Source organism: Spirosoma koreense, from assembly GCF_054777875.1.
On record NZ_BAAHAC010000003.1, the window covers coordinates 105,029 to 125,004 of the forward strand.

Here is a 19,976-nt window from a genome sequence, read left to right on the forward strand (position 1 = left end):
CGCTTATTATGATGCTTACCGTGCTAAAGTGGTTTTGCCTGGTACTGTCCGGAGCCATCCTTGTGGTTGGGCTGACACCGCCTATGCAACGCTGGCTCGATCAGCGCCACCTGATACCGAACCAGTATGTTCACGGGGATTTGTACAACATTACCAACTTACCTGAGTTTCGAGAAGCCGACTACAGCGCCCACGCGAATCTGACGGATGCCGATAAGCCCAAACAACATTACCGGGATGTGCATCTGTACACGATCGGCGACAGCTTCACCGATATCGATACGGGCTACTATGCGGGTGGCCGAAACGTTCACCGGTGGGTGGGCGATGGCGGGCCGGTCGTCGCGCCCCTGGATACGACCAAGACCAATATTCTGGTGATTGAATTTATTGAGCGGGTGCTACAGGAACGGATGTATCATCCTGACTTTGAGCGCATGTACATTCGGGATGGTATCGCTCAGGTAGCGCCGGAGCCAGCCACGCAACCAACTGCCGCTACCAGCGAAACGAAAGCCAGCAGTTGGCTATTTGCTCGTTTCGGCAGTGAAATCAACCAGCGGCTCGAATTCCTGTTGTTCAATAGCCGATTTTTTGTCTGGTTTAAAGAACTAAAGGCCGAAATCATGCTACACGTGTTCGGGCGTGTATCGGGTGCCGTTATCTCGCACGACCATCGGGCCATCTTTTATCAGCCTGAAGTCGACACCAACTATGTGCTCAGTGCTTTTCGGCCGATCTCCGATCAAAAACTCGATCTGCTGGTCAAAAATATGAACACGATCCGGCAGCATTACCTGCGGATGGGTTTCGATGAAGTGTACGTTGCCATGATTCCAAACAAAGTGACCGTGCTGGAGCCTACCTACGGGCATTACAACCATCAGATCGAGCGAATCGAAGCGAATCCCCACCTGGAAGCGCCGATCATATCGACAATCGATACTCTGCGTCAGCATCCGGAATGGTATCACCTCGGCGACGGTCACTGGAATAACCAGGGTAAGCGATTCTGGTTACGGCACGTAAATGCACTGGCCAGGCAATGGTCGAAAGAAAATAAGTAGTAGCGCAGACGGTCGGCCGCAGCCCTGGAAGCCCGCGCTACTATGAGTTCGTACTACTACGAATGAGTGCTGACCAGAGAAGGGTAGTCTACGGATGTATCCATCGCCCCGATCTTTTCGACCGATACCACCAGCGTAGCCAGCGCTTCTTTCGATCCTGCATCGATCATGATGACCCAATCGGTCTTCAGCACCCGGTGGGTTTTGTGGCCAATCGGGTCCTGGACGGGAGCCTTCGTGTCGTCTCTGCGGGTCAGGGCAATGTTGATAGAATCCCCCTCTTTAAACGTCGGTACGAAGCTAAAATAGCCGTCGGCTACAATGCTCGCAGCTCTGTTTGCCGCGTCGGGTTCGTAAAAAATAACTTTCAGGTTTTCGGATTGACTGCTCATCGGATCTTCGCTATGGAGATAATGGTAATTCCTTTCTAACTGCCTTCCGGGCTAAATGTTACGGTGTAACTGTATCGACCACAGTATATAAATGGAGTAAGCTATATACTAATTTTGACTTATTCCATTACTTTGCGAAGGACGGCTTGCCGGTATGAGCTGATGCAGTTGTACTAAAGAGGGCCTTTAGATAAGGAATTTGCCATAAAATGCTGGTTTTACTGTAGATTCGCATCTGTACGAGCCATTCGAAATGACTTGTATTTTTTTGGACTAAAGCCAGACAGCATATCGCTGGGCAACCTCTTTTTAGCCTGGGCCTGTTTATTCGCAGATCACCCAGCCTGCCGTTCACTACTTAATAGATGCATACCGTCAGGATTGCCTGTGTCTTTTTTTTATTGATACCACTGCGCGTATATGCACAACGCTACCAACCGCAGAGCCGATCCTGGAAGTGGGCCGCAACGGCTGAAGGGGGTGGGGTAGGTTCGGCTTTTTCGGCCAATGTCGAATACATACCCGTTCAGTTTAAGAAGAGCTTTGTTGTTCTCCGGGGTGGACTGGGGTACCTGGGTGCACGCTACAGCATGGCCACCGCCCCCCATTCGGTTTCCTGGAATATTTTGCTGAACGGGAAAATAAACGGTTGCCCGCCCCAGGTTCCGCTGAAGTCGTGGTTTGCCGAAGTCGGAGTCGGTGGCGCTTACCTGCTTGGATCAGCCACTACGGTCAATTACCTGTACGGGCCAATTGTGGGAGTTCGGCGCTATTTTTTGTTCAATGTGCGAACCACCGGCTTCTGGAAAGCGCAGTTGTGTCCCGTCGTGACAGACCATAACATCGTTCCCTGGGGGGGACTGGCAATCGGGATTGTACTGGATTGATACCTGTATTGGAGAGCCTGATGATGAAGCGTGCCCTGGTTCTGAACCAGGGCACGCTTCATCATCAGGCTCTCCGCCGTTTTATTACCGTAGCCGGGGCAAATACACCGTATCGATATATCGGGTGATGCGCCGAAAGGTATTAGCGGTCGCCTGCCGCCAGCCCCGCAGTACGACCGGCTCCGGCTTTAGGCCATAAGTCGGGCGGATTCCGGAGAGATTCGGGGTAGAGTAAGCATTGAGTGCCTGTCGGTAAGCAGCCAGGAGCCTGGCCACGTCAGGGCGATCGGTTAGGCGCAGGCGGTTCTGGTGCGGGAAAAAACCTTCGTCGGCATGCAGCAACCCTTTAAAATTGACGAACTGTAACGGCTGATTTTTCCCCGCTGGCCCGTCGACCACCAAATTAGCCGTTTCCGACCGGATCTGCCGCTCGGGCAGATTCCAGAGCGCAACGTGCCAGCCGGGGTTCCGTACGGTCACGACGTTTTGAAAATAAACCGGAACGTGCATCAGCCAGAGCTGGTCCAGACAGAAGCCCCCGCAAAAATCAACGTAAGCCCGCTCCCGCACCCGGTCGTCCCACCAGTTCAGCAGCCGGTCGGTTTCGGCCGAACGACGAAAACCCAGAAAATCGGAGCTATATAGGCCGACGTTCTGAAAAAACTTTTCATCGGGCCAGCAAACATCCTGCGGATTGTGGGTGATGAATGGAGTCAGCAACGCATTGGCCGAAGCCAGTTTCGCGTAAAGAGCGGCTGTCGAAGCCAGAAACTGGATATTCGGATCGGCATACAGCACAGCTTCCGCGTCGGGATATCGACGAAAAACTTCCTGAATGAAGACCGGTTTGATGGCCGCTGCAAACTCCGTCGGCGTATAGACGGCAGACAGGGCCGTTACCTGATCTGCCGATAAAAATTCGCTGACGGGCAGTATAGGATAGGAAGCCGTAAACCCGGCGGGCAGGTGAGTCGGGTCGTCGGCAAGTCCGATCAACACCGGGTTTGCATTGGCTTTCGCCGTATGATGAAGATAACTGTCGGCCAGCGCGAAAGCCTGGGGCAGTTGACGGAGGGTACAGATGGTTACAAGCACAGTGGATGCAAAACTACGTCATTCGAGGATATCGCCCAAAACCGCCAGGTAAGGTGCGTACCAGTTGGCCGATGCATCGGCGTAACGGTGGTAATTTCCAAGCCCTAAACTTTTCAGAACGGGAGCCAGCCGCAGCAGGCGGTTCGGCGGCAAATGTCCGCGCATCGTGAAGTGGGCCAGGCGCCGACGAAGCTGGGGAATACCTGGTGCATTGGCCGGGGTTCGGCTGACGAGCAGATCCCTGATTTGAAGCAGTTGATCCTGGCGGGCACGGAGCGGAGCCAGCTTCCCCGCCCGGCGCCGGGCGAACCGGTCGGTTAGCCGGACGGGTTCGGGGGCTTCCTGCTCCCGTACACCAATCTGCTGCTGAACGTGGGTGCGGTACAGCTGCAGGGGCTGATCGATAAACTGAATGACATTCTGACTTGCTGCCACCAGCGCAATCCAGCCGTCGTAGATATAACCCGACAGATTGGTCGGAACGGGCAGCACCGTTGGCAGAAACGATCGTCGAATGACCATCGCACAACCCATTACCCGGTTGCCGTCCAGCATCACCTCCATCGCTTCACCCGATTGCCAGCGCGTCTGAGCGCGTTTGTCGAACCGTACGACGCTCCAGAAGCGGCCCTGACGCTGGTCGAGGTGTTCGTCCGTTACCCAGGCATCGCAGAAAGCAACCTGAACATCGGGGTGCTGCACCATGTACGACGCCATCGTGCTAAGTTTTTCCGGCAGCCAGAAATCATCCTGATCGCAGACGAATATCAGGCCGCCGGTGCAGGCCGCTAAAGCCCGCTCAAAATTTTTGTTCGAACCCAGCCGCTCGGTATTGGGCAAAATACGAACCGGAAATGGGGCTTCGGCGGCCAACTGCTGAATAAGCTCAGCGGTGCCATCGGTCGATAAATCGTCGGAAATAACGATTTCGTCCGGGCGCGTCTGCTGATCGAGCAGGCTCTGCCACTGAGCCGGTAAATAGGCTTTGCCGTTATAGGTACAGAGCGCAATGGAAAGCGTAGGGCGTGTGGTGGTCATACCTCAGATTTGGTACCCGTAGCGGGCGAAAATAGGTCGCCAGTAGTCGGTGCCGTGGATGTTCCAGGCGTGGCAACCAAATGGTAACTGCCCATGGTTGTAATGTTCAACCGCCCATTGCGGAAAAAACTCGATCGAGAAGTGCAGTGCTTTCCGATAGCCCGGAATCCGGAGCCGGGGCCAGTAGCGATTTACTTCGATGCTCCAGAATACATCTTCGTGGTACTGATACATCGGAATGGCTTCGTATTCCGCAATTTTACGCTTGAACCGTTTCAGCCAGCGGAGCATGGACGGTACCCGTCGAAGGGTTAGCCCGCCATTTCCGACGCTGTTCAGGGTGATGATCTCGCGGGGTGTAATGCCATCCGGTTTTTTTAGGTTCGTCCAGGTGGCGATATGTTTGCGGAGGGTGAAGTCGAGCTGGTCGATCCAGCCCGTGAAGTCGCGGTCCCGCAGCCAGGGAGCACCAATGTAATCGTAGTTCTGTCGGCACCAGTAGGCCAGATCATCCCGAAAGACAAACGCGTCAAGTTGATGAATCAGCATATACTCCTGATCCGAAAAAGCCTGGTAAAACCCTTCGGAAAGCATCAGGCGGTTATAGCCCTGCACGTCGGTGAAGTAGCCGTCGTCGAAGGTGCGGACCTGAATGTCAGGTGCTATCTGGCGGTATGCCGACACATCGAGGGAGTGCGGGGCCGCCAGACAGAGTGGGTAATTACCTAAAACCCGGACACACTGGAGCATCGAAATGCGCTCATACTCCGTGAGTTGAGGCTTATAGACCGGCAGGATGACGTTGACGCGCACGGAAGAAGACGGGTTCATACAAGTTTAGGCTGACCAAGACGTTGTTCTACCGCATCCTGCACCCAGGCATACGGTAACTCGGCGCAGGGATGGCCGAAATCGTTCAGAATGGTTACTCCTTCGCCCCGCTTGTAACGACCCGAATAGGGGAGGTAGTCCACAAAATCAAACAATTTACCCAGCAGCAAAATCGCATCGGCTCCCATCGCATTGGCCATGTGGGCCGGACCGCTGTCGATGCCGATAAACAGCCGGGCCTGCCGGATCACTTCGGCCGTTTCGAGCAGGCTTAACTGCCCGCACAGGCTGCGAAACTGCGGATGCGGCTCCGTTACGGTCGGCGTCAGTCCAACTTCGATAATCGGGTAAGGGTAGGTAGCCGTCAACCACCGAACGAGTTTGTTCCAGTTTTCGGCGGGCCAGTCGCGCAGTACATGACTCGACTGGCAGTGAATGACGATCGGGCCGGCGGGCAACTGTAACCCTGCGATTTTCTCCCGAACGCTGTCGGGAATGTACATTTTCGGATCGGCGGTTAGGGCGGGTAGTCCGGCCGCCTGCGAGAACATGTAAAGCAGATCGCCCCGGTGGTAGTAGTTGTCGAAAGTCAGGCCAATCTGGTCGGCAATCGGATTGATCGGGTCCTGCGGGCAATAAGGACACTTGCGGTGCGAAATGTGCAGGTTATAAACGACATCGTAAATGCCCGACTCAAGCAACTGAACTCGCTCGCCCGGGCATTTTTCGACCAGAAAGCCATCCAGATTCGGATTGTGCCGAACCAGATCGACGAAAGCCGCCTTCACCACCCAGATGATATACCCGTCGGGATGACGCTGGCGCACCTCGCGGGCTACGGGTTCGCAGGCAATGATGTCGCCCATCTGCTCCGACAGAATGATCGCCACCAGGGGGCGGTTGCCCAACTGGCTTTTGATCTGTTTAAGCTCCCGGTATTTAGCCTTAAACGAGCGTTGCCGTTCGAGAATATGGGTTATTTTTTTGTACCGGTATCGCCATAGTTCCTGAAAACCGGGGCCCTGGGCAGCAGAACCAGCGATGTTAATACCTAACCAATTACTCATACCTGTTGGGATTCTAGCAGCGCAATAACTTGGTTGAATGGGTACTTCAGTAGTTTACGAACCCGTTGGTAACGGAACACGACGGGTGGTTTAATGTATACACAGGGGTACGTCCGGTACTGCTCGTTGTGGTTGGCAATGAGCCGCTCCCGGTACAGATCGAACAACGGCCGAACGTCGAGTCGCTGCTGTTCGGGCCGATCGACCGTACGGAGGGGTTTCCCCACCATTGTCCCCGAAGGACTGGCAAATCCGTATCGGGTCTGGTATTTCGAAATTTCGTTCGGGCGGTCGGGGTTATAGCCACTGAAATGAAAAAACTGTAGTGGTTCAGCCTTCTCCGATGGATTGAGCGGATTCCGGATCTGCCAGTTTCCCGCATCGGTCTGTGAGAAATGCCGCTCATGCAGATTCCAGTACGCTACGTTGTACCCCAGATGATGATCGATAAGCACGTTGTCGTGGTAAACCGGCGCAAAATTGACCCAGTGCTGATCGACAAAAAGTCCTTCGCACAAATCGATCCGGCATTCGTACACGAGTCGATCTTTCCACCAGTCGACAAACTGCCGGGCGGTGGCATCGTTCCGCAGGCCAATAAAACCCAGGTTAAAAATACCCGTATTCAGGTGATGCTGGTCGTTGGGCCGCTCCCAGTCGGGCGTAGGCGAGCAGGTGTGTGGCGTCAGCACCAGGCTATAGTGCGCCAGAGCTTCGTCGAGCTGATGCAGCGGTTGGAAAACGATGATGTCGGGGTCGAAGTAAATGACCGCCGTAGCGTCGGGATAAGTTTTGTAAAAATAATCGATGAAAAAAGGCTTGACCGCGGTGTTCAGCTCGGTAATGTCGTAGCGATCGCACATGGCCGCAAAATCCGGAATCCCAATCTTGTCGACTTCCAGCATCGGATAGGCTGGTACCAGTTCCGGCGGCAGATTCGCTGCGTCTAGTCGATCCACCAGGCCGATAACATACTGATAGTCAGGGTTGGTCTTTTGTAGTGAATCGCCGAGCGTTCGGGCCTGAGCCAGATAATTGATCGAACAGATGGTAAACGCGAGGGTCATAGCATAAGGGTAATGAATAATGGATAATGTACAATGAAGAATGAATGATGCGCAGTCTTTGGCTATCGAGAGAAGTGCCGGACTGCATTATCCATTGTACATTATCCATTATTCATTGACATATCAACGAGTCAGTTGGGTAAACAAAGTTACGAGAGTTTCGATGCTTTGGTGTGCCGGATGACGTTCCAGAATTTTCTGCCCGAGCCGCGTACCCAGTTTTTGGCGCAGATCGGGTTGCCGGAGCAGGGTTAACACCCGGTCACTCATGGTGGTCAGGTCGAGGTAAGGCACCACAAAACCACCATCGGACTCGATCAGTTCGGGCGCTCCTCCGGCACCGTCGAAGCACACGACAGGAACGCCACACAAGCCCGCTTCGAACACCACGAGTGGGTAGGGGTCTTCGCGGGAGCAAAGCACGAACACGTCGAAGCGGCTCATGTACCGCAGAACGTCCGGCGTGGGTGGAATCAGGTGAACGCGGTCGGCCAGTCCGGCTTTCTGACTATCAAGCAGCAGATCATCCCGAAGCGAGCCCAGTGGCACGCCTACCCAGACGAAATGAACCGGCGCCATCGGTTCGGCAGATGCCTGATCGATCACCTGCCGGGCCAGATTGACAAACAGATCGTTGCCTTTTCGCCACTCGGCATTGCCGCAGCCGCCCACGATGAGCGCGTTGGCGGGTAATCCCAGGGTTTCGAATAGGTTGGGTTGCTGGCGAGCCTGCTGTACGTTTCGCTCCAGCGCGGGTGTGTCGATCAGCGTATAGAGCTGAATCCGGGCAGGGTCGAAGTGATGTTGCTGTTCGTAATACTGAGCCGTGGCCTTCGAGACGGCCAGCATCCGGGTCGTTCGGCGAAGCAGATAGGCAAGCTCGTCGGGGCGGGTATAGATACGAACCGCCATAGCCAGTTCGTGCACGAACGTGATCACCGGAATTTTCTCCGGCAGGTTCAACTGACTGAACCAGCGGCTGCTCGTGACGGTATTGACCAGCACCAGATCGATCGAATCGAGCCCCAGTTGAGTACGGACCTGCTCTTGCCGGGTCTGGAGCTGCCGGGCATGAGCCGTTTCCCAGAGCCCCAGTTTTCCGAGTACTTTGTCGGCAATGGCTCCTACGATGTACCGGTCGGGTGACGGCCAGAGGGTAACGGGGCAAATGGCCCGGTACTCCTCCAGCAGCGGCCCGCCGTCGCCCAGCAGCAACCGCATCTGAATTCCCTCGGCTTTGAGCAGCCGCATCAGATTCAGTAAAACGAGCTGGGCCCCGGCGCGGTTGGCGTCGTGTCCGATTAATAAAATAGTCATCTGTTGGCACGGATCACCGGCTGTCGTTCGTCGGTTCTGCTGACAACGAACAAACGATGACAACCAGGGACGATCAACGACAACCCGCAACGAAATTAATAGGCTTCGTAACTGGGTTTAGGTAACTTTTTGGCTGGATTTCCCAGGTATAACCCCCATTCTTCGGTGTCTTTGTAAATGGCGGACGCCATCCCGACGAGTGTACCGGTCGCGATGTGCAGAAAATCGCGGATGGTGCTGTTGACTCCAAAAAAGCAGTATGGTTCAATGACGCAATGACCCGACATGACCACGTGTGAAGTAAAAAAGACGTGGTCCTTAATCTGCCCGTGGTGGCCGATGTGATTGCCGCTCCAGAGTACCACGTTGTTGCCGATGGTGGTAAAAGGCTGAATGGTATTGTCTTCGAGAATGAAGCAGTTCTCGCCGATCGGATTACCGAAAACGGTGGCTTTGGAACTGACGTACGAAATGAATTCGTACCCTTTGCCTTTGGCTTCGAGGTAGATCCGCTCCCGGTTGCGGTTCATGTTCCGACCCGTCATGGGGGCAAAGAACTTATACTCCTGCGGAGAAAACAGCGTTTCTACGTCTTCGAAAGCCACGAGTGGTAAGCCCCGGAACTCGGTCCCGGTCATGTATTCGCGACTGACGGTAAACGCCACCACTTCATGTTCTGAATCGTGGGTCAGGTAGAAGTGCGCCAGCTCGGCCGTATCCATTACCCCGAAAATGATAACTTTTGCCATGCGTTTTTGAAGGATGACTGATGTATCAGTCTGGGTTACACCAGTTCATACTCCCGCAGAAGTAACTGAACGGCAGATGGGTCATTAAACATCAAAATATCGATAATAGACAACCACGGGACAAATTCATTGCGAAACTGTGGGTATTCGACCCGGTTGGTTCTGATGAAATTCAATTCGATGCCGGCCTCGGTAAACGTTGGCTTGTCGTACAGCTCGGTACCCCCGATCGGGTTGATGTAACGGGTGGCGTTCTCCTGCCGACAAATATCCAGAATTCGCTCCTGCGCTTTCAGATCGGCATCGTTGTAGACTGAAGATGATTGAACCAGGCGGGTTTTGATACCCAGGTACTGGTTCAGCTCGATCAGGCTGTTGTACACCAGCTCGGCAATGGAACCGGTCGTAAAGTTGACAATATTTTCAGTCAGGGGCATCACCGTTTGGTAAAACGGCGCTTTCCGATAGCCCTGATCGATGGTTTTAAGCAGCTTGCTTCGCCATTTCGGATCGTCGGCCAACTGCACTTCGTTGATTCGTTTGTTCTGGCTTGCGTCTTTCAGAGGTACCGTAAACAGGTACTCCTGCCCGTTGATGAGCAGGCGGTTGCGGTTGATCCAGCCCCGGTTGATAAAGGCGACATCGTCGTAGAGTACGAACGTATCTACGGCGCTCATGAGCTGCATGTAGCCGATGTAAGGCAGGAAATACGGTTGCATGATAGCCAGCGTCATAGGCGTCATTACTTCAGTTTTCGTAGATAATAGTCCTCACCCGGTACGATGACGGCGTTCCGCATGGTCGTGTCGGTGCCTAAGCGCAAATCGCCGGGTTTTGGCGGCATCACGCTTTTATCGAAGAACAGGTAATCGGCATTTTTGGGAATGGGCTTCAGCCCCTGTTCGAACGGGTTGATCACAATCAGGCGTCGGGAGAGCTTCGGTCCGTAGAGCGGGTATTCGTAATCGTCGTTGATCGTGGCCAGCGCCACCGTTGCCTGGTCGGGTACCAATTCATCGAACCGTTTGTAGGGAACGTAAATATCCGGCCGGCCCAGTGTCATTTGCCGGATCCGGTCGGAGTCGAAGGCAGACGGATAATGTTTCCCGTCCAGGGCCGTCCAGGAAAACGGCAGCGCCCGTGTATTCAGAAAAACGCATAACAGCGCCGACAAACACCCTGATATCGTCACCAGCCCCACATACCCTTTCCAAACCGGTCGGCCAGAAACGTCGATCGATACCCGCGGACTGGTAAACAGCAGAGCCAGAAACGTAATGCCGAAGAGTCCCGTTTCGATGAAATACCGGCCTTTGAACGGGTCGTAAGGTGCCGAGTAGGAGAGAGCCGCAAAATGAAGCCCCAGCGCCAGGCCCAGAAAAAGGTGCGGAGTAGAGCGAACATACCCGATTAGTACCAGAAACAGAAGGGGGAAGATCAGCCCGAAACCGATAATGCCCCAGTATGGATTGGCATTGTAGAATACGAACCGCCGGTCGAAGGCAAAGGGTTGAATCGAAAAGTCGGTTTCTTCGTCCAGCCGCATGTGTAATTTGTCTTCCAGCACCACCAGCGGCTGCCGCATGGCGTGATTCACTTCCGCACCGACCGCCAGATTCCGGATGCCATCCAGATTGACGTGATCATAGCCGTAACGCACCACATTCCGGCTACCCTGTTCGAGCAGGTTTTTGAAGGAACCAGCCCGTTCGACAGACTGGTGTTTCAGGGCCGTAGGTGGACCGATCGGATGCCCGAAGACCTCCATATTCTTGAGATAACCGGTTGGGAGCGTCCACAAACAAACGCCCACGCCGATTGCCAGCGCCAGCCGCCAGGTTCGCCCAAAGGTGACGGACCAGGAGGGCGACAGGAAGACGGTATAAATCATGATGACGAATACCGAAGGCAACAGCAGCGCAAAGGTGATCTTATGCCCAAAAGCGATGCCAAAGGCCATGCCCGCCAGGTACAGGTAGCGGCTGTCTGGCCGGTTCTGACCGCTGGCCCGGTAGCTGAACAGCATATACAGCAGCACACTCAGGTAGGCCGTCAGCACGATATCGGTTTCGGTGGTGATGGCCTGCATCAGGAAATCAGGAAGCAGGGCATAAGACAGCGCGCAGAAAAAACTGGCCGACAGCCGGTTCTGACCGATGCGCTGAACGATTCCGAAAACCGAGACAATAGCCGTCCAGTAGCTCAGGTGATGGATGAATTTGAAGCCGTTCTCGAAGTGGCCGGTCATCAGAAATGAATAGATCTGGAGCGTGCAGACACTCTTGGGGTAGGTATCTATGTTCCAGTTCGTACCGCCGAAATGCCGCATGCTGCCCCGCTGGATGTACTGCATCACCCGGTTGAGGTGGCCGGTCATGCTGTCCCACTCGTTCGGAACGGTAACTAAGACCAGCAACAGGTTAGTGACGGCAATGACCGCTAGAGTAGCCAGTAAACAGGTAAACAGCAGCCGGGGAAAGGTGGCCAGTTGGCTAAACCACATCTGGGCGGTGGTCCACCGGTTCCGGGCAAGTTGCCGAACAGAAAAGCGGGGCTGAGCTGGCGTCAGGCGTCGAAGGATCGTACTCAGTACGGTAGCTGTAATAAATACCGAGCCGGCCCAGACGGGGGTGTTGGCGGTCAGATAAAGCGCCGAAAGCACAAAGCCCGTCAGAATAACACTCCCTGCGCCGAGTAAGAAACTGGTCAGCCACCATTCCGTCAGCGACGGTCGGCTGATGTAGGTGGCGAGCCGTCCGACGTAAAAAACAAACAGAAAAAGGGCAAGAAGATACAGTATAACCATACAGATTAAGACAGCGTACGGGTAGCTCGGATTGACCAGGAGTTGGCGCACGAAGGCTGGTCAGGCGCACGCGGGGCTACCCATGTAGATACGTGATACGATCCGCTCAGGACAGAACGACTGCAACAGCCTCATTGACGATCGCGGCAATCCGGTCGGCATCGGCTTCAGCCAGACCCGGATAGAGCGGCAGGCACAAGACCCGCAGGGAAACCTCTTCCGATATGGGGCAGGGCTGGGCCGCGCCAGAATCGGCCGTTAGCGCAAACGGCAAGGTATTCAGCGACGGGTAGAAATACCGGCGCGGAACGATTTCCTGGGCTTTTAACGAATCTACGACCCGCAACAGCGTTTCCTCCGAATCGAACACGACCGGATAATAAGCGTAGTTATACGTGACGCCGGGAGTAAGCGACGGCCGGGTAATCTTGCTGAAATCGAGCCGATCGTTGTAAAAGCCGAATACCTGTTTACGGGCAGCTATCAGCTCGGGCACCTTCGGTAGCACGCAGAGCCCCATGGCCGCATGAAGCTCGGAGTTTTTGGCATTGATACCGACACTGAAGTAGTCGTCGTTGCGGTGCCCAAACGAGCGGTAGAAGTGTAGTTTCTGAGCCAGTTCGTCGTCGTCCGTCACAATGCAACCCCCTTCGACGGTATGAAACACCTTGGTAGCGTGAAAACTGCAGGTACTCACGTCGCCGTAACTGAGAATAGAACGCCCGTTGTAAGTGGCCCCAAAGGTATGGGCGGCATCGTAAATGACTTTCAGCTTATATTTTTCGGCAATGGCCTGAATCTGTTCGATCTGACACGCATTTCCGTACACGTGGGTCGCCATGATGGCCTGGGTGTTTTCGGTAATGAGCGACTCGATTTTGTCGGGATCGATGTTATAATCGTCCGGTCGGATATCCGCAAAAACGGGTGTGCACCCTTCCCACAATAGCGCGTCGGTAGTCGCTACGTACGAGAAAGGAGTAGTGATAACTTCTTTGGTAATATCCAGGGCTTTGAGCGCCATCTGGAGAACGATCGTGCCGTTGGTGCAGAATTTCAGGTGCTTCACCCCCAGGTAGGCCTTCAACTCGGATTCCAGCTCACGGAGCAGCGGCCCGTCGTTGGTGAGGTGTACACGTTCCCAAATACCCTTTAGGTACTCGGTGTACTGGTCAAGGTCTGGCAGGTATGACTTCGTTACGTTGATCATTCGGCAGTAAACGGTTATCGATGAACAGTTATCAAAGGCAGACGGTCAGGGCACTATCGACTCGTCATGGATAACGGGTTCCGGTAAGGTTAAGTGGTCATATGGAACGGAAACTGGGGGCGGACAAAACCCGGCCATTTGCCATACCAGGCAATTCCCTCCCGATAGTCCTCTACGTCAAAGGTAAGACCTTCTTCCATAACATACAGGGGTGTAACCGTATCCTTTACGACCATAACCGAAATCGTGTAGGAGCCATCGTTCAGAAAATACCCCGGAATGGTACACTCGCCCGTAATCAGGCCTTTGTTGCAGGCCTGCGATTGTGTCCCGATGTTGAAGATACATTCGCCCGTGATCGAGTTCAGGTGGAGGCTCAGGTTCAGGTTGGCCCGGTCCATCAGGTTCCAGAATTCGAACCGAAGCTTCAGAGGAGTCCGTACATCGATGTGTGTCAGGCCATCCTGATACTCCGGCGTCAGTTCGAAGCGGTGAATCCGGACCAGGTCATTCCCCGGCGCTTCTTCAGGGTTGTCCCAGCGCCGGGCCAGCCGCGTCGTGGATACCTTGCTCAGGTACGACGCGATGACCTGATTGGTCTCGCCCTGTTCGATGAGCCGCCCTTTTTCAAAATACAAGGTTTTGTTGCACAGCGCCTGTACGGCAGTCAGGTTGTGGCTCACGAAGATAACGGTACGCCCACTGGCCGAGTTGTCCCGCATTTTGCCGAGGCTTTTCTTCTGAAACTCCGCATCCCCCACGGCCAGGACCTCATCGACAATCATGATTTCGGGGTCGAGGTGAGCCGAAATGGCAAACCCTAACCGGACGTACATACCGGACGAATACCGCTTGACGGGCGTATCAAGGAATTTTTCGACCCCGGCAAAGGCCACGATGGCGTCGAACTGGTTCCGTATTTCGCTGCGGGTCATACCCAGCAGCGAGCCGTTGAGGTAAATATTTTCGCGGCCTGTCAGTTCCGGGTGAAATCCTGTGCCCACTTCCAGCAGGCTGGCAACCCGGCCCCGAATGCGGACCGTACCGGTGGTAGGTTCAATGATCTTGCTCAGGATTTTGAGCATGGTGGACTTGCCGGCCCCATTGTGCCCGACGATACCTACCCGGTCGCCCTGTTCGATGGCAAAACTAACGTCGCGCAGGGCCCAGAATTCCTCGTGGGTAAGTCCATTTTCTTCTTTTTTACCGCCCAGCAGCGACCGCATGTTCTCCGTGAGCATATCCCGGAGCGTTGTGCCGCCTTTGCCTTTCTGGTGGTCAATGATGTATTGCTTACTTATATTTTCGACAGTAATAACAGACATGATACAGGTGGTCAACAGTCCGCCGTGGCGGTCAAAAGTTACTAGGTGATGGTTATTAGTTGACAGTCATCAGTACGATCGACTACCGACTATCCCCTGTTAACTCTACTAAATATCATCCACAAAGGTATTCTCCCGTTTCCGAAAAAAATAAAGCGAGAAGCCCAGGCAAAGAAACACGATGATGACAGCTCTGAGCAGGCTCTCGGGGTTGAAGTAGGCTTTTCCGCCGAGCAACGACCAGCGGAACCCTTCGATGATGCCCACCAGCGGATTCAGCATGTACAGCGAATACCACGATTTATCGGCGACTAACCGGCTGGTGTAGGCAATCGGGCAGGCGTAAAAACCGACCTGAACCAGGAACGGAATCAACTGACCCACGTCGCGGAAGCGGACATTGACTACGGCGAAGAACAAACCGAAGGCGAAGGCCGCCAGCACAGCCAGAAGAATGAAAACGGGTAAGAAAAGCAGATGCCAGTCGGGCATGAACCGGTACCAGATCGCCAGCAGAACGAACAATCCCAGCGATACCAGAAAATCGACAAAGCTAATGGCAATGGCACTCATCGGCATGATCAGCCGGGGAAAATATACTTTGGTGACCAGGTTGGCATTGAGGGTCACGCTGTTGCTGATCTGGGTGAAGGCGGTCGAGAAAAACGTCCAGACAGTAATGCCGCCCAGTACCATCAGCGGGTACGGAACACCAGGGTCGCCGGGCAATTTGGCGATCTTGCTGAACACGAACACCATGATCAGCATAGTAATCAGCGGACGGATGAGCCCCCAGGCCGTGCCCAGCACGGTTTGTTTGTAGCGTACTGAAATGTCGCGGATGGACAGGATGTACAGCAGTTCGCGGTTACGCCACAGATCGCGCCAGTAATGCCGCTCGGAACGGCCAGGTTGAATTATTACTTCGTGTGTTTTCAAAATCAGGTAGTCAGGTGTAACCTGGCCGAGGGGGCCGGGCATTCATTCAGTTGATACAGAAACCGGTGCGCTGGCGGAAAGGAGCATTTGCGCATCCGCGGCTCAGTCTTCCTTCATGATCGAGCGGTAGGTTTCGCGCAGGAAAATAACGATGATGGCCAGTACCAGACTGAGCGCAATACCGGCCTGCATCCCTACCGTAGCTTTTACTTCCATACTGAGCGGATAATAAACGGGCTTGATGATCGTAAAGAGGGGCGTTTCCCGAATGAGCGTCATCCGCATGTTATCCGCGCTTTGCAGCGCCTGGTAGTACAGACCCGTCAGGTAAGTCGAATTGCGGGTCAGCGTACTTTCCTTCATTTTGGCCTGGGCCACCACCATCAGCTGATTCTGGTCCATGTATCTGGCGAGCTGATTTTCGGTACCCGTCATCTTGCGCGCCAACGAATCGACCCGTTTCACCAGCAGGTCATACATCTCCCGGGTTTTTTTGGTTTGCTTGCGCTGGTAATCTTTCTCGATGGTCTGCAGGTGCTTGGAAATAAACGTAGCGGTCAGTTTCTCGTCTTCCATAAAGCCACTGATCTCGATAAACGACGATTTCCGTTCGGGCTGCTTAAGCGCAATTTCGGTAACGATCCGGCCGTAAATGGTCGCCATCGCATTTTGTTCCAGCTTGGTGTATTCAGCCGGCGTTTTAGCCCGCGAAAAGTAGAACGAGCGCATCTTTTCATCGTCCTCCCACTCTTTGTCGCGAATGCCACTGTGGCGGATGTAATAGTTGACCAGCAGGGTATCTTTCCCATTGATGGTATCGGTTTCCATCAGGGTTTTTTCTACTACGGGCCGCGAGGTGGCGTAGATCAGGAAGTTATCCCCCGTGAAAATATTCGCATCCGGGGCTCCGCCACCCAGACCGAAAGCACCCGCCAGCGATCCCAGATCGCCCAGTCCACCTCCTCCACTCGAACCGCCCCCCAGATTGAACAGGATCGACGCATTGTAGATAGGAGGTTTTTTGTGGGTCAGGTCATAGATGAACCCAATGACGCCCCCCACGATAACCAGTCCAATGAGGAGCAACCAGTTGCGCCGGACAACGTGTTTCAGCTCAAAAATGCGCAGGAGTACGGATTTGGGCGAAATCTGATCAGGCGGTAAGGGCTGTGCCGCTACCACATGATTGGATGTTTTTGTATTGGTTACGTCTTGAGAAGCCATAGGTTCAGATAAGACTAAGTAATGATGTAGCGTTCGTTTGGAGGTAATTCATTGGCTTTCAGTAATCTGTTCGCTTACCCGGCCTTTGATGGACGGCAGAGGGGGCTACTGATGGACCAACCAAACCCGAATATACCTGATTACTTATTATTTAACGCGGGTAATTAACAGGACTGTCGTAATCAGCGTCAGCAGCGAGCCGGCAAGGCCAACCGTTGAGCCCAGGATCTGCTGAGCCGTGAGCGGGCTTGAACTCCGCCGGGGAACGATGACTTCCGAACCGGGTTCGACCCGTGGGTAAATGTTGAAAAACATAAACTTCCGGGTCCGGTCTACCGAGCCGTTAGCGTACACGACGAACGAACGCCGGCGCTGCGATTTGGAGGTAAATCCACCGGCATCGGCAATGTAATCCTGGAAGCTGTGTCCTGACCGGTACTTGACCGTTTTAGCCAGTTGTACCTCGCCCTGAATCCGCACGGTTTCGAGCAGCTTCGGAATCCGCAGTACGTCGTGCTCCTGCACCAGAATATCCTCCGACGAACCCGGATTGGCCAGAATTCGCTTCAGGTTGATATCGATCGATTCGAGCCGGTTTTCGGGCGTTGTCATTACATTGGCTTCCACCACGGTTTTGTTCGTGTTGTCGGCAATGTCGTTGATGGCCATTTGCTTGCGGGCCAGTTCATCTTCGCTGAGGGTGATGGCCCGCAGCAGCGTAGCGCCTTCCACGTAGGCATAAGGCGTCAGACCGCCCGCCATCGTGATCAGATCCGAAACTTTCTGGTCTTTCGTCTGGATCGGATACAGGCCGGGCGTCATCACTTCCCCCTCGATACCAGCAAAAGTCTGGACGCGGTAGTTGGGCGACTGCCGGATAACGATCTGGTCGTAGGGCGCCAGCATAAACCGGTTCGCGTCGGAACTGAGCGACAGGTCGCGGTTGACATTAAAGTGGAAAACATCGGCGATTTTGGCCGTTTTTGAGCTCGGGTCGACGTCTTTTTTCCGGCGTATAATCTCGACCGAAGCGGCCGCGGCCGACTCCCGCAATCCACCGGCCCGCAACAACGCATCGTTCAGGCTCATGTTGGCCATGTAGGGCAGTACTTCAATTGGCTTGTTTACTTCGCCCTGCACGGAAATGCTGGCGGGTTCGGCCAGGTCGAAGCGCGAAGTGATAATCACCTGGTCTTCCCGTTGCAGTGGGATATCGGGTTCGGTGCCCGCCAGAATTGCATCCAGATTGACCGGAATATTTTCAATCGCCAGGTCTTCCCGCGTGCGGGTAATGTTCACCCGGCCCGTGAAGGCATCGCCTTTCAGGCCTTCGGCGCTGGCGATGAGTTTCTTCAGGGTGGGGTTGTTGTCGAGAGAATACTCGCCGGGCCGGTACACAGCTCCTTCGATCGTCAGCTTGTTTTCAAAACGGTCCAGGACCTGTTCCGACGTTACGAGGTCACCGTCCTGCATCACAAACGTTTTAAATTCAGGGGCCGTCACATCGATCACCTTCAGCTCGCGGTTGGTGACCCGCTGCACTTTCAGACGGCTCTTGTAGGCATTGGCCGAGAAACCACCCGAGTAAAACAACAGCCGCTCGAGGGTTTCGTCGGGCAGCATCTCGAAAATGTTGTTGCGTTTGACACTCCCGGCGATTTCGACCCGTTCCTGAAAGGTCGTGAAACGAATGTTATCGTTATCGAGCAGACGCAGGTCGTTTTTCTGAACCCCGTTCAGCAGGTAATCATACAGGTCAAGTGTAGCAACGACGCGGTTGTTACGGATGAGCTGAACCCGTCGGTACGAGCCGATGTCGTTGGGCCCCCCCGCCTGATAAATGGCGTTCATGGCCGTTGACAGCGACGAAAGGGTGTAGGTACCCGGATGAACCGCGTCGCCCGTTACCGTAACCCGAATGCTCCGAATTTCGCCCAGCGACAGTTCCAGGTACGTATTCTGCGGACCATAGGCCGATTTGCGTAGCCCGGCAAACTTGGCTGCCATCCGGCTCACTAGCCGCGCTTTGGCCTGCTCGATGGTAGAACCCGACACGAAAATGGGACCGATCCCGGTTCCACCGGTAATATAAACGTAGCCTTCCGGCGATACTTTCTGGGTAAAATTAGCTTCCGTATACCCGTAGAGCTGAATATTCAACTGGTCGCCGGGGCCAATGATGTAGTTTCGGGGAGTGGCTACGTTCAGGTTGGGCTGAAAGGTAGCCTGCATATTCGGATCGTTGAATAGCGCGTAGCCGAACACTTTCTGGCGGGCGGCATCCCGGGCGCGATCTTCTTCGCTTTTCTGTCCGTTCTCGAGGGTAGCCTGATTCGGGTCGGTGGGCTGGTTGGGGTCGGTCGCCTGGTTGGGATTGGCTGGATCGGCACCGTTGGCCTGGCCCGGAAGCTGGGAGTTGGCCCGGCCATTGGTGCCATTCTGTTGCCCATTGGTCTGACCGGTCCGCTGGTTGATCTGCTGTTGAACGCTGGCCGGCAAGTTGCTCGTGTTTACATTCGCCGGTGCGGCCGTGCCCCGGCCCGGCTGCGTGCTGGGGGCTGTAGTAGTAGGGGTACCGGCCCGGGGGGCTACGGTCGTTGAGGGGGCCGTTACGGCCCCACTGCTGGGCGCGCTAATGGCTCCTGGGCTGGCGGCACCCGGCACCTGGGCCTGAGCGGTCAGGCTCATGGCAGAAACTAATAAAATGGCGGGATGCAGGCTCAGCCGGGGCCTCAGAAAAGACAGAGTAAAAAGAAAATTTTTTAACGATAAGATGTGAATATTTGGCGGATTTTGCATATTTTTAAGATGTCGAACAAATCGGATCATGGGAAAGACTAAGCTCTGTATCTAACGATCTATCGGCCTGTATAGTACATAGGGCAGTTCAGCCGGCAAAGTAAGTGAACTTTTACTGGATTTTAAATAGTTTTTTGATCTAGCGGAAGTTTTCCGTAGCTAA

17 protein-coding genes are annotated in these 19,976 nt (G+C 54.4%); 2 read left to right on the plus strand and 15 right to left on the minus strand.

The window, feature by feature from the left end; translation table 11 throughout:
* Positions 1 to 8 precede the first annotated feature (8 nt).
* Positions 9 to 1,067 (plus strand): hypothetical protein, encoded by a 1,059-nt coding sequence (locus ACYVC2_RS03905; RefSeq protein ID WP_461100980.1) that lies wholly within the window; start codon positions 9 to 11, stop codon positions 1,065 to 1,067.
* A 56-nt stretch (positions 1,068 to 1,123) separates the two neighbouring features.
* Here ACYVC2_RS03905 and ACYVC2_RS03910 read toward each other — a convergent pair whose 3' ends face one another.
* Positions 1,124 to 1,459 (minus strand): hypothetical protein, encoded by a 336-nt coding sequence (locus ACYVC2_RS03910; protein ID WP_461100981.1) that lies wholly within the window; start codon positions 1,457 to 1,459, stop codon positions 1,124 to 1,126.
* A gap of 365 nt (positions 1,460 to 1,824) precedes the next feature.
* On the opposite strand from ACYVC2_RS03910, the gene ACYVC2_RS03915 reads away from it, so the two are divergent.
* The gene (locus ACYVC2_RS03915; RefSeq protein WP_461100982.1) at positions 1,825 to 2,346 is read left to right on the plus strand and encodes a hypothetical protein; all 522 of its coding nucleotides are present in this window, start codon (positions 1,825 to 1,827) and stop codon (positions 2,344 to 2,346) included.
* An 84-nt stretch (positions 2,347 to 2,430) separates the two neighbouring features.
* Here ACYVC2_RS03915 and ACYVC2_RS03920 read toward each other — a convergent pair whose 3' ends face one another.
* From ACYVC2_RS03920 to ACYVC2_RS03985, 14 genes are all read right to left on the minus strand, one after another.
* On the minus strand, positions 2,431 to 3,441 hold the full coding sequence (locus tag ACYVC2_RS03920; RefSeq protein WP_461100983.1) for a hypothetical protein: 1,011 nt from the start codon (positions 3,439 to 3,441) through the stop codon (positions 2,431 to 2,433).
* Positions 3,442 to 3,459: 18 nt separating this feature from the next.
* Complete coding sequence (locus tag ACYVC2_RS03925) at positions 3,460 to 4,479, minus strand: glycosyltransferase (RefSeq protein ID WP_461100984.1); 1,020 nt, start codon at positions 4,477 to 4,479, stop codon at positions 3,460 to 3,462.
* A gap of 3 nt (positions 4,480 to 4,482) precedes the next feature.
* Entirely contained in the window at positions 4,483 to 5,310 is an 828-nt protein-coding gene (locus tag ACYVC2_RS03930) for a DUF5672 family protein (protein WP_461100985.1), read from the minus strand.
* Positions 5,307 to 6,377: a glycosyltransferase family 9 protein gene (locus ACYVC2_RS03935; protein WP_461100986.1), complete on the minus strand. Its 1,071-nt coding sequence runs from the start codon at positions 6,375 to 6,377 to the stop codon at positions 5,307 to 5,309. Before ACYVC2_RS03935 ends, ACYVC2_RS03930 begins: the two co-directional genes overlap by 4 nt.
* Positions 6,374 to 7,444, minus strand: coding sequence for a glycosyl transferase (locus tag ACYVC2_RS03940; protein WP_461100987.1), 1,071 nt, complete (start codon positions 7,442 to 7,444; stop codon positions 6,374 to 6,376). Before ACYVC2_RS03940 ends, ACYVC2_RS03935 begins: the two co-directional genes overlap by 4 nt.
* A gap of 123 nt (positions 7,445 to 7,567) precedes the next feature.
* Positions 7,568 to 8,761, minus strand: coding sequence for a glycosyltransferase family 4 protein (locus ACYVC2_RS03945; RefSeq protein ID WP_461100988.1), 1,194 nt, complete (start codon positions 8,759 to 8,761; stop codon positions 7,568 to 7,570).
* A 95-nt stretch (positions 8,762 to 8,856) separates the two neighbouring features.
* Positions 8,857 to 9,510, minus strand: coding sequence for an acetyltransferase (locus tag ACYVC2_RS03950; RefSeq protein WP_461100989.1), 654 nt, complete (start codon positions 9,508 to 9,510; stop codon positions 8,857 to 8,859).
* A gap of 35 nt (positions 9,511 to 9,545) precedes the next feature.
* Positions 9,546 to 10,244, minus strand: a complete 699-nt coding sequence (locus ACYVC2_RS03955; RefSeq protein WP_461100991.1) for a WbqC family protein — start codon at positions 10,242 to 10,244, stop codon at positions 9,546 to 9,548.
* Positions 10,245 to 10,252: 8 nt separating this feature from the next.
* Positions 10,253 to 12,316, minus strand: coding sequence for an ArnT family glycosyltransferase (locus ACYVC2_RS03960; protein ID WP_461100992.1), 2,064 nt, complete (start codon positions 12,314 to 12,316; stop codon positions 10,253 to 10,255).
* A gap of 106 nt (positions 12,317 to 12,422) precedes the next feature.
* Positions 12,423 to 13,526, minus strand: a complete 1,104-nt coding sequence (locus tag ACYVC2_RS03965; RefSeq protein ID WP_461100994.1) for a DegT/DnrJ/EryC1/StrS family aminotransferase — start codon at positions 13,524 to 13,526, stop codon at positions 12,423 to 12,425.
* An 89-nt stretch (positions 13,527 to 13,615) separates the two neighbouring features.
* Positions 13,616 to 14,851, minus strand: coding sequence for an ABC transporter ATP-binding protein (locus ACYVC2_RS03970; protein ID WP_461100995.1), 1,236 nt, complete (start codon positions 14,849 to 14,851; stop codon positions 13,616 to 13,618).
* Between the two features lie 108 nt (positions 14,852 to 14,959).
* Positions 14,960 to 15,790, minus strand: coding sequence for an ABC transporter permease (locus ACYVC2_RS03975; protein WP_461100997.1), 831 nt, complete (start codon positions 15,788 to 15,790; stop codon positions 14,960 to 14,962).
* Positions 15,791 to 15,892: 102 nt separating this feature from the next.
* Positions 15,893 to 17,014 (minus strand): hypothetical protein, encoded by a 1,122-nt coding sequence (locus tag ACYVC2_RS03980; RefSeq protein WP_461100999.1) that lies wholly within the window; start codon positions 17,012 to 17,014, stop codon positions 15,893 to 15,895.
* A 147-nt stretch (positions 17,015 to 17,161) separates the two neighbouring features.
* On the minus strand, positions 17,162 to 19,702 hold the full coding sequence (locus ACYVC2_RS03985; protein WP_461101000.1) for a polysaccharide biosynthesis/export family protein: 2,541 nt from the start codon (positions 19,700 to 19,702) through the stop codon (positions 17,162 to 17,164).
* Positions 19,703 to 19,976: the final 274 nt, after the last annotated feature.

What these genes read in the sequence shown, in the direction of transcription:
- ACYVC2_RS03940 (WP_461100987.1), bottom strand. Translation starts at nt 7,444, where the DNA reads ATGACCCTCGCGTTTACCATCTGTTCGATCAATTATCTGGCTCAGGCC.
- ACYVC2_RS03960 (WP_461100992.1), bottom strand. Translation starts at nt 12,316, where the DNA reads ATGGTTATACTGTATCTTCTTGCCCTTTTTCTGTTTGTTTTTTACGTC.
- ACYVC2_RS03925 (WP_461100984.1), bottom strand. Translation starts at nt 4,479, where the DNA reads ATGACCACCACACGCCCTACGCTTTCCATTGCGCTCTGTACCTATAAC.
- ACYVC2_RS03955 (WP_461100991.1), bottom strand. Translation starts at nt 10,244, where the DNA reads ATGACGCTGGCTATCATGCAACCGTATTTCCTGCCTTACATCGGCTAC.
- ACYVC2_RS03980 (WP_461100999.1), bottom strand. Translation starts at nt 17,014, where the DNA reads ATGGCTTCTCAAGACGTAACCAATACAAAAACATCCAATCATGTGGTA.
- ACYVC2_RS03950 (WP_461100989.1), bottom strand. Translation starts at nt 9,510, where the DNA reads ATGGCAAAAGTTATCATTTTCGGGGTAATGGATACGGCCGAGCTGGCG.
- ACYVC2_RS03905 (WP_461100980.1), top strand. Translation starts at nt 9, where the DNA reads ATGATGCTTACCGTGCTAAAGTGGTTTTGCCTGGTACTGTCCGGAGCC.
- ACYVC2_RS03965 (WP_461100994.1), bottom strand. Translation starts at nt 13,526, where the DNA reads ATGATCAACGTAACGAAGTCATACCTGCCAGACCTTGACCAGTACACC.
- ACYVC2_RS03935 (WP_461100986.1), bottom strand. Translation starts at nt 6,377, where the DNA reads ATGAGTAATTGGTTAGGTATTAACATCGCTGGTTCTGCTGCCCAGGGC.
- ACYVC2_RS03945 (WP_461100988.1), bottom strand. Translation starts at nt 8,761, where the DNA reads ATGACTATTTTATTAATCGGACACGACGCCAACCGCGCCGGGGCCCAG.
- ACYVC2_RS03910 (WP_461100981.1), bottom strand. Translation starts at nt 1,459, where the DNA reads ATGAGCAGTCAATCCGAAAACCTGAAAGTTATTTTTTACGAACCCGAC.
- ACYVC2_RS03930 (WP_461100985.1), bottom strand. Translation starts at nt 5,310, where the DNA reads ATGAACCCGTCTTCTTCCGTGCGCGTCAACGTCATCCTGCCGGTCTAT.
- ACYVC2_RS03985 (WP_461101000.1), bottom strand. Translation starts at nt 19,702, where the DNA reads ATGAGCCTGACCGCTCAGGCCCAGGTGCCGGGTGCCGCCAGCCCAGGA.
- ACYVC2_RS03915 (WP_461100982.1), top strand. Translation starts at nt 1,825, where the DNA reads ATGCATACCGTCAGGATTGCCTGTGTCTTTTTTTTATTGATACCACTG.
- ACYVC2_RS03970 (WP_461100995.1), bottom strand. Translation starts at nt 14,851, where the DNA reads ATGTCTGTTATTACTGTCGAAAATATAAGTAAGCAATACATCATTGAC.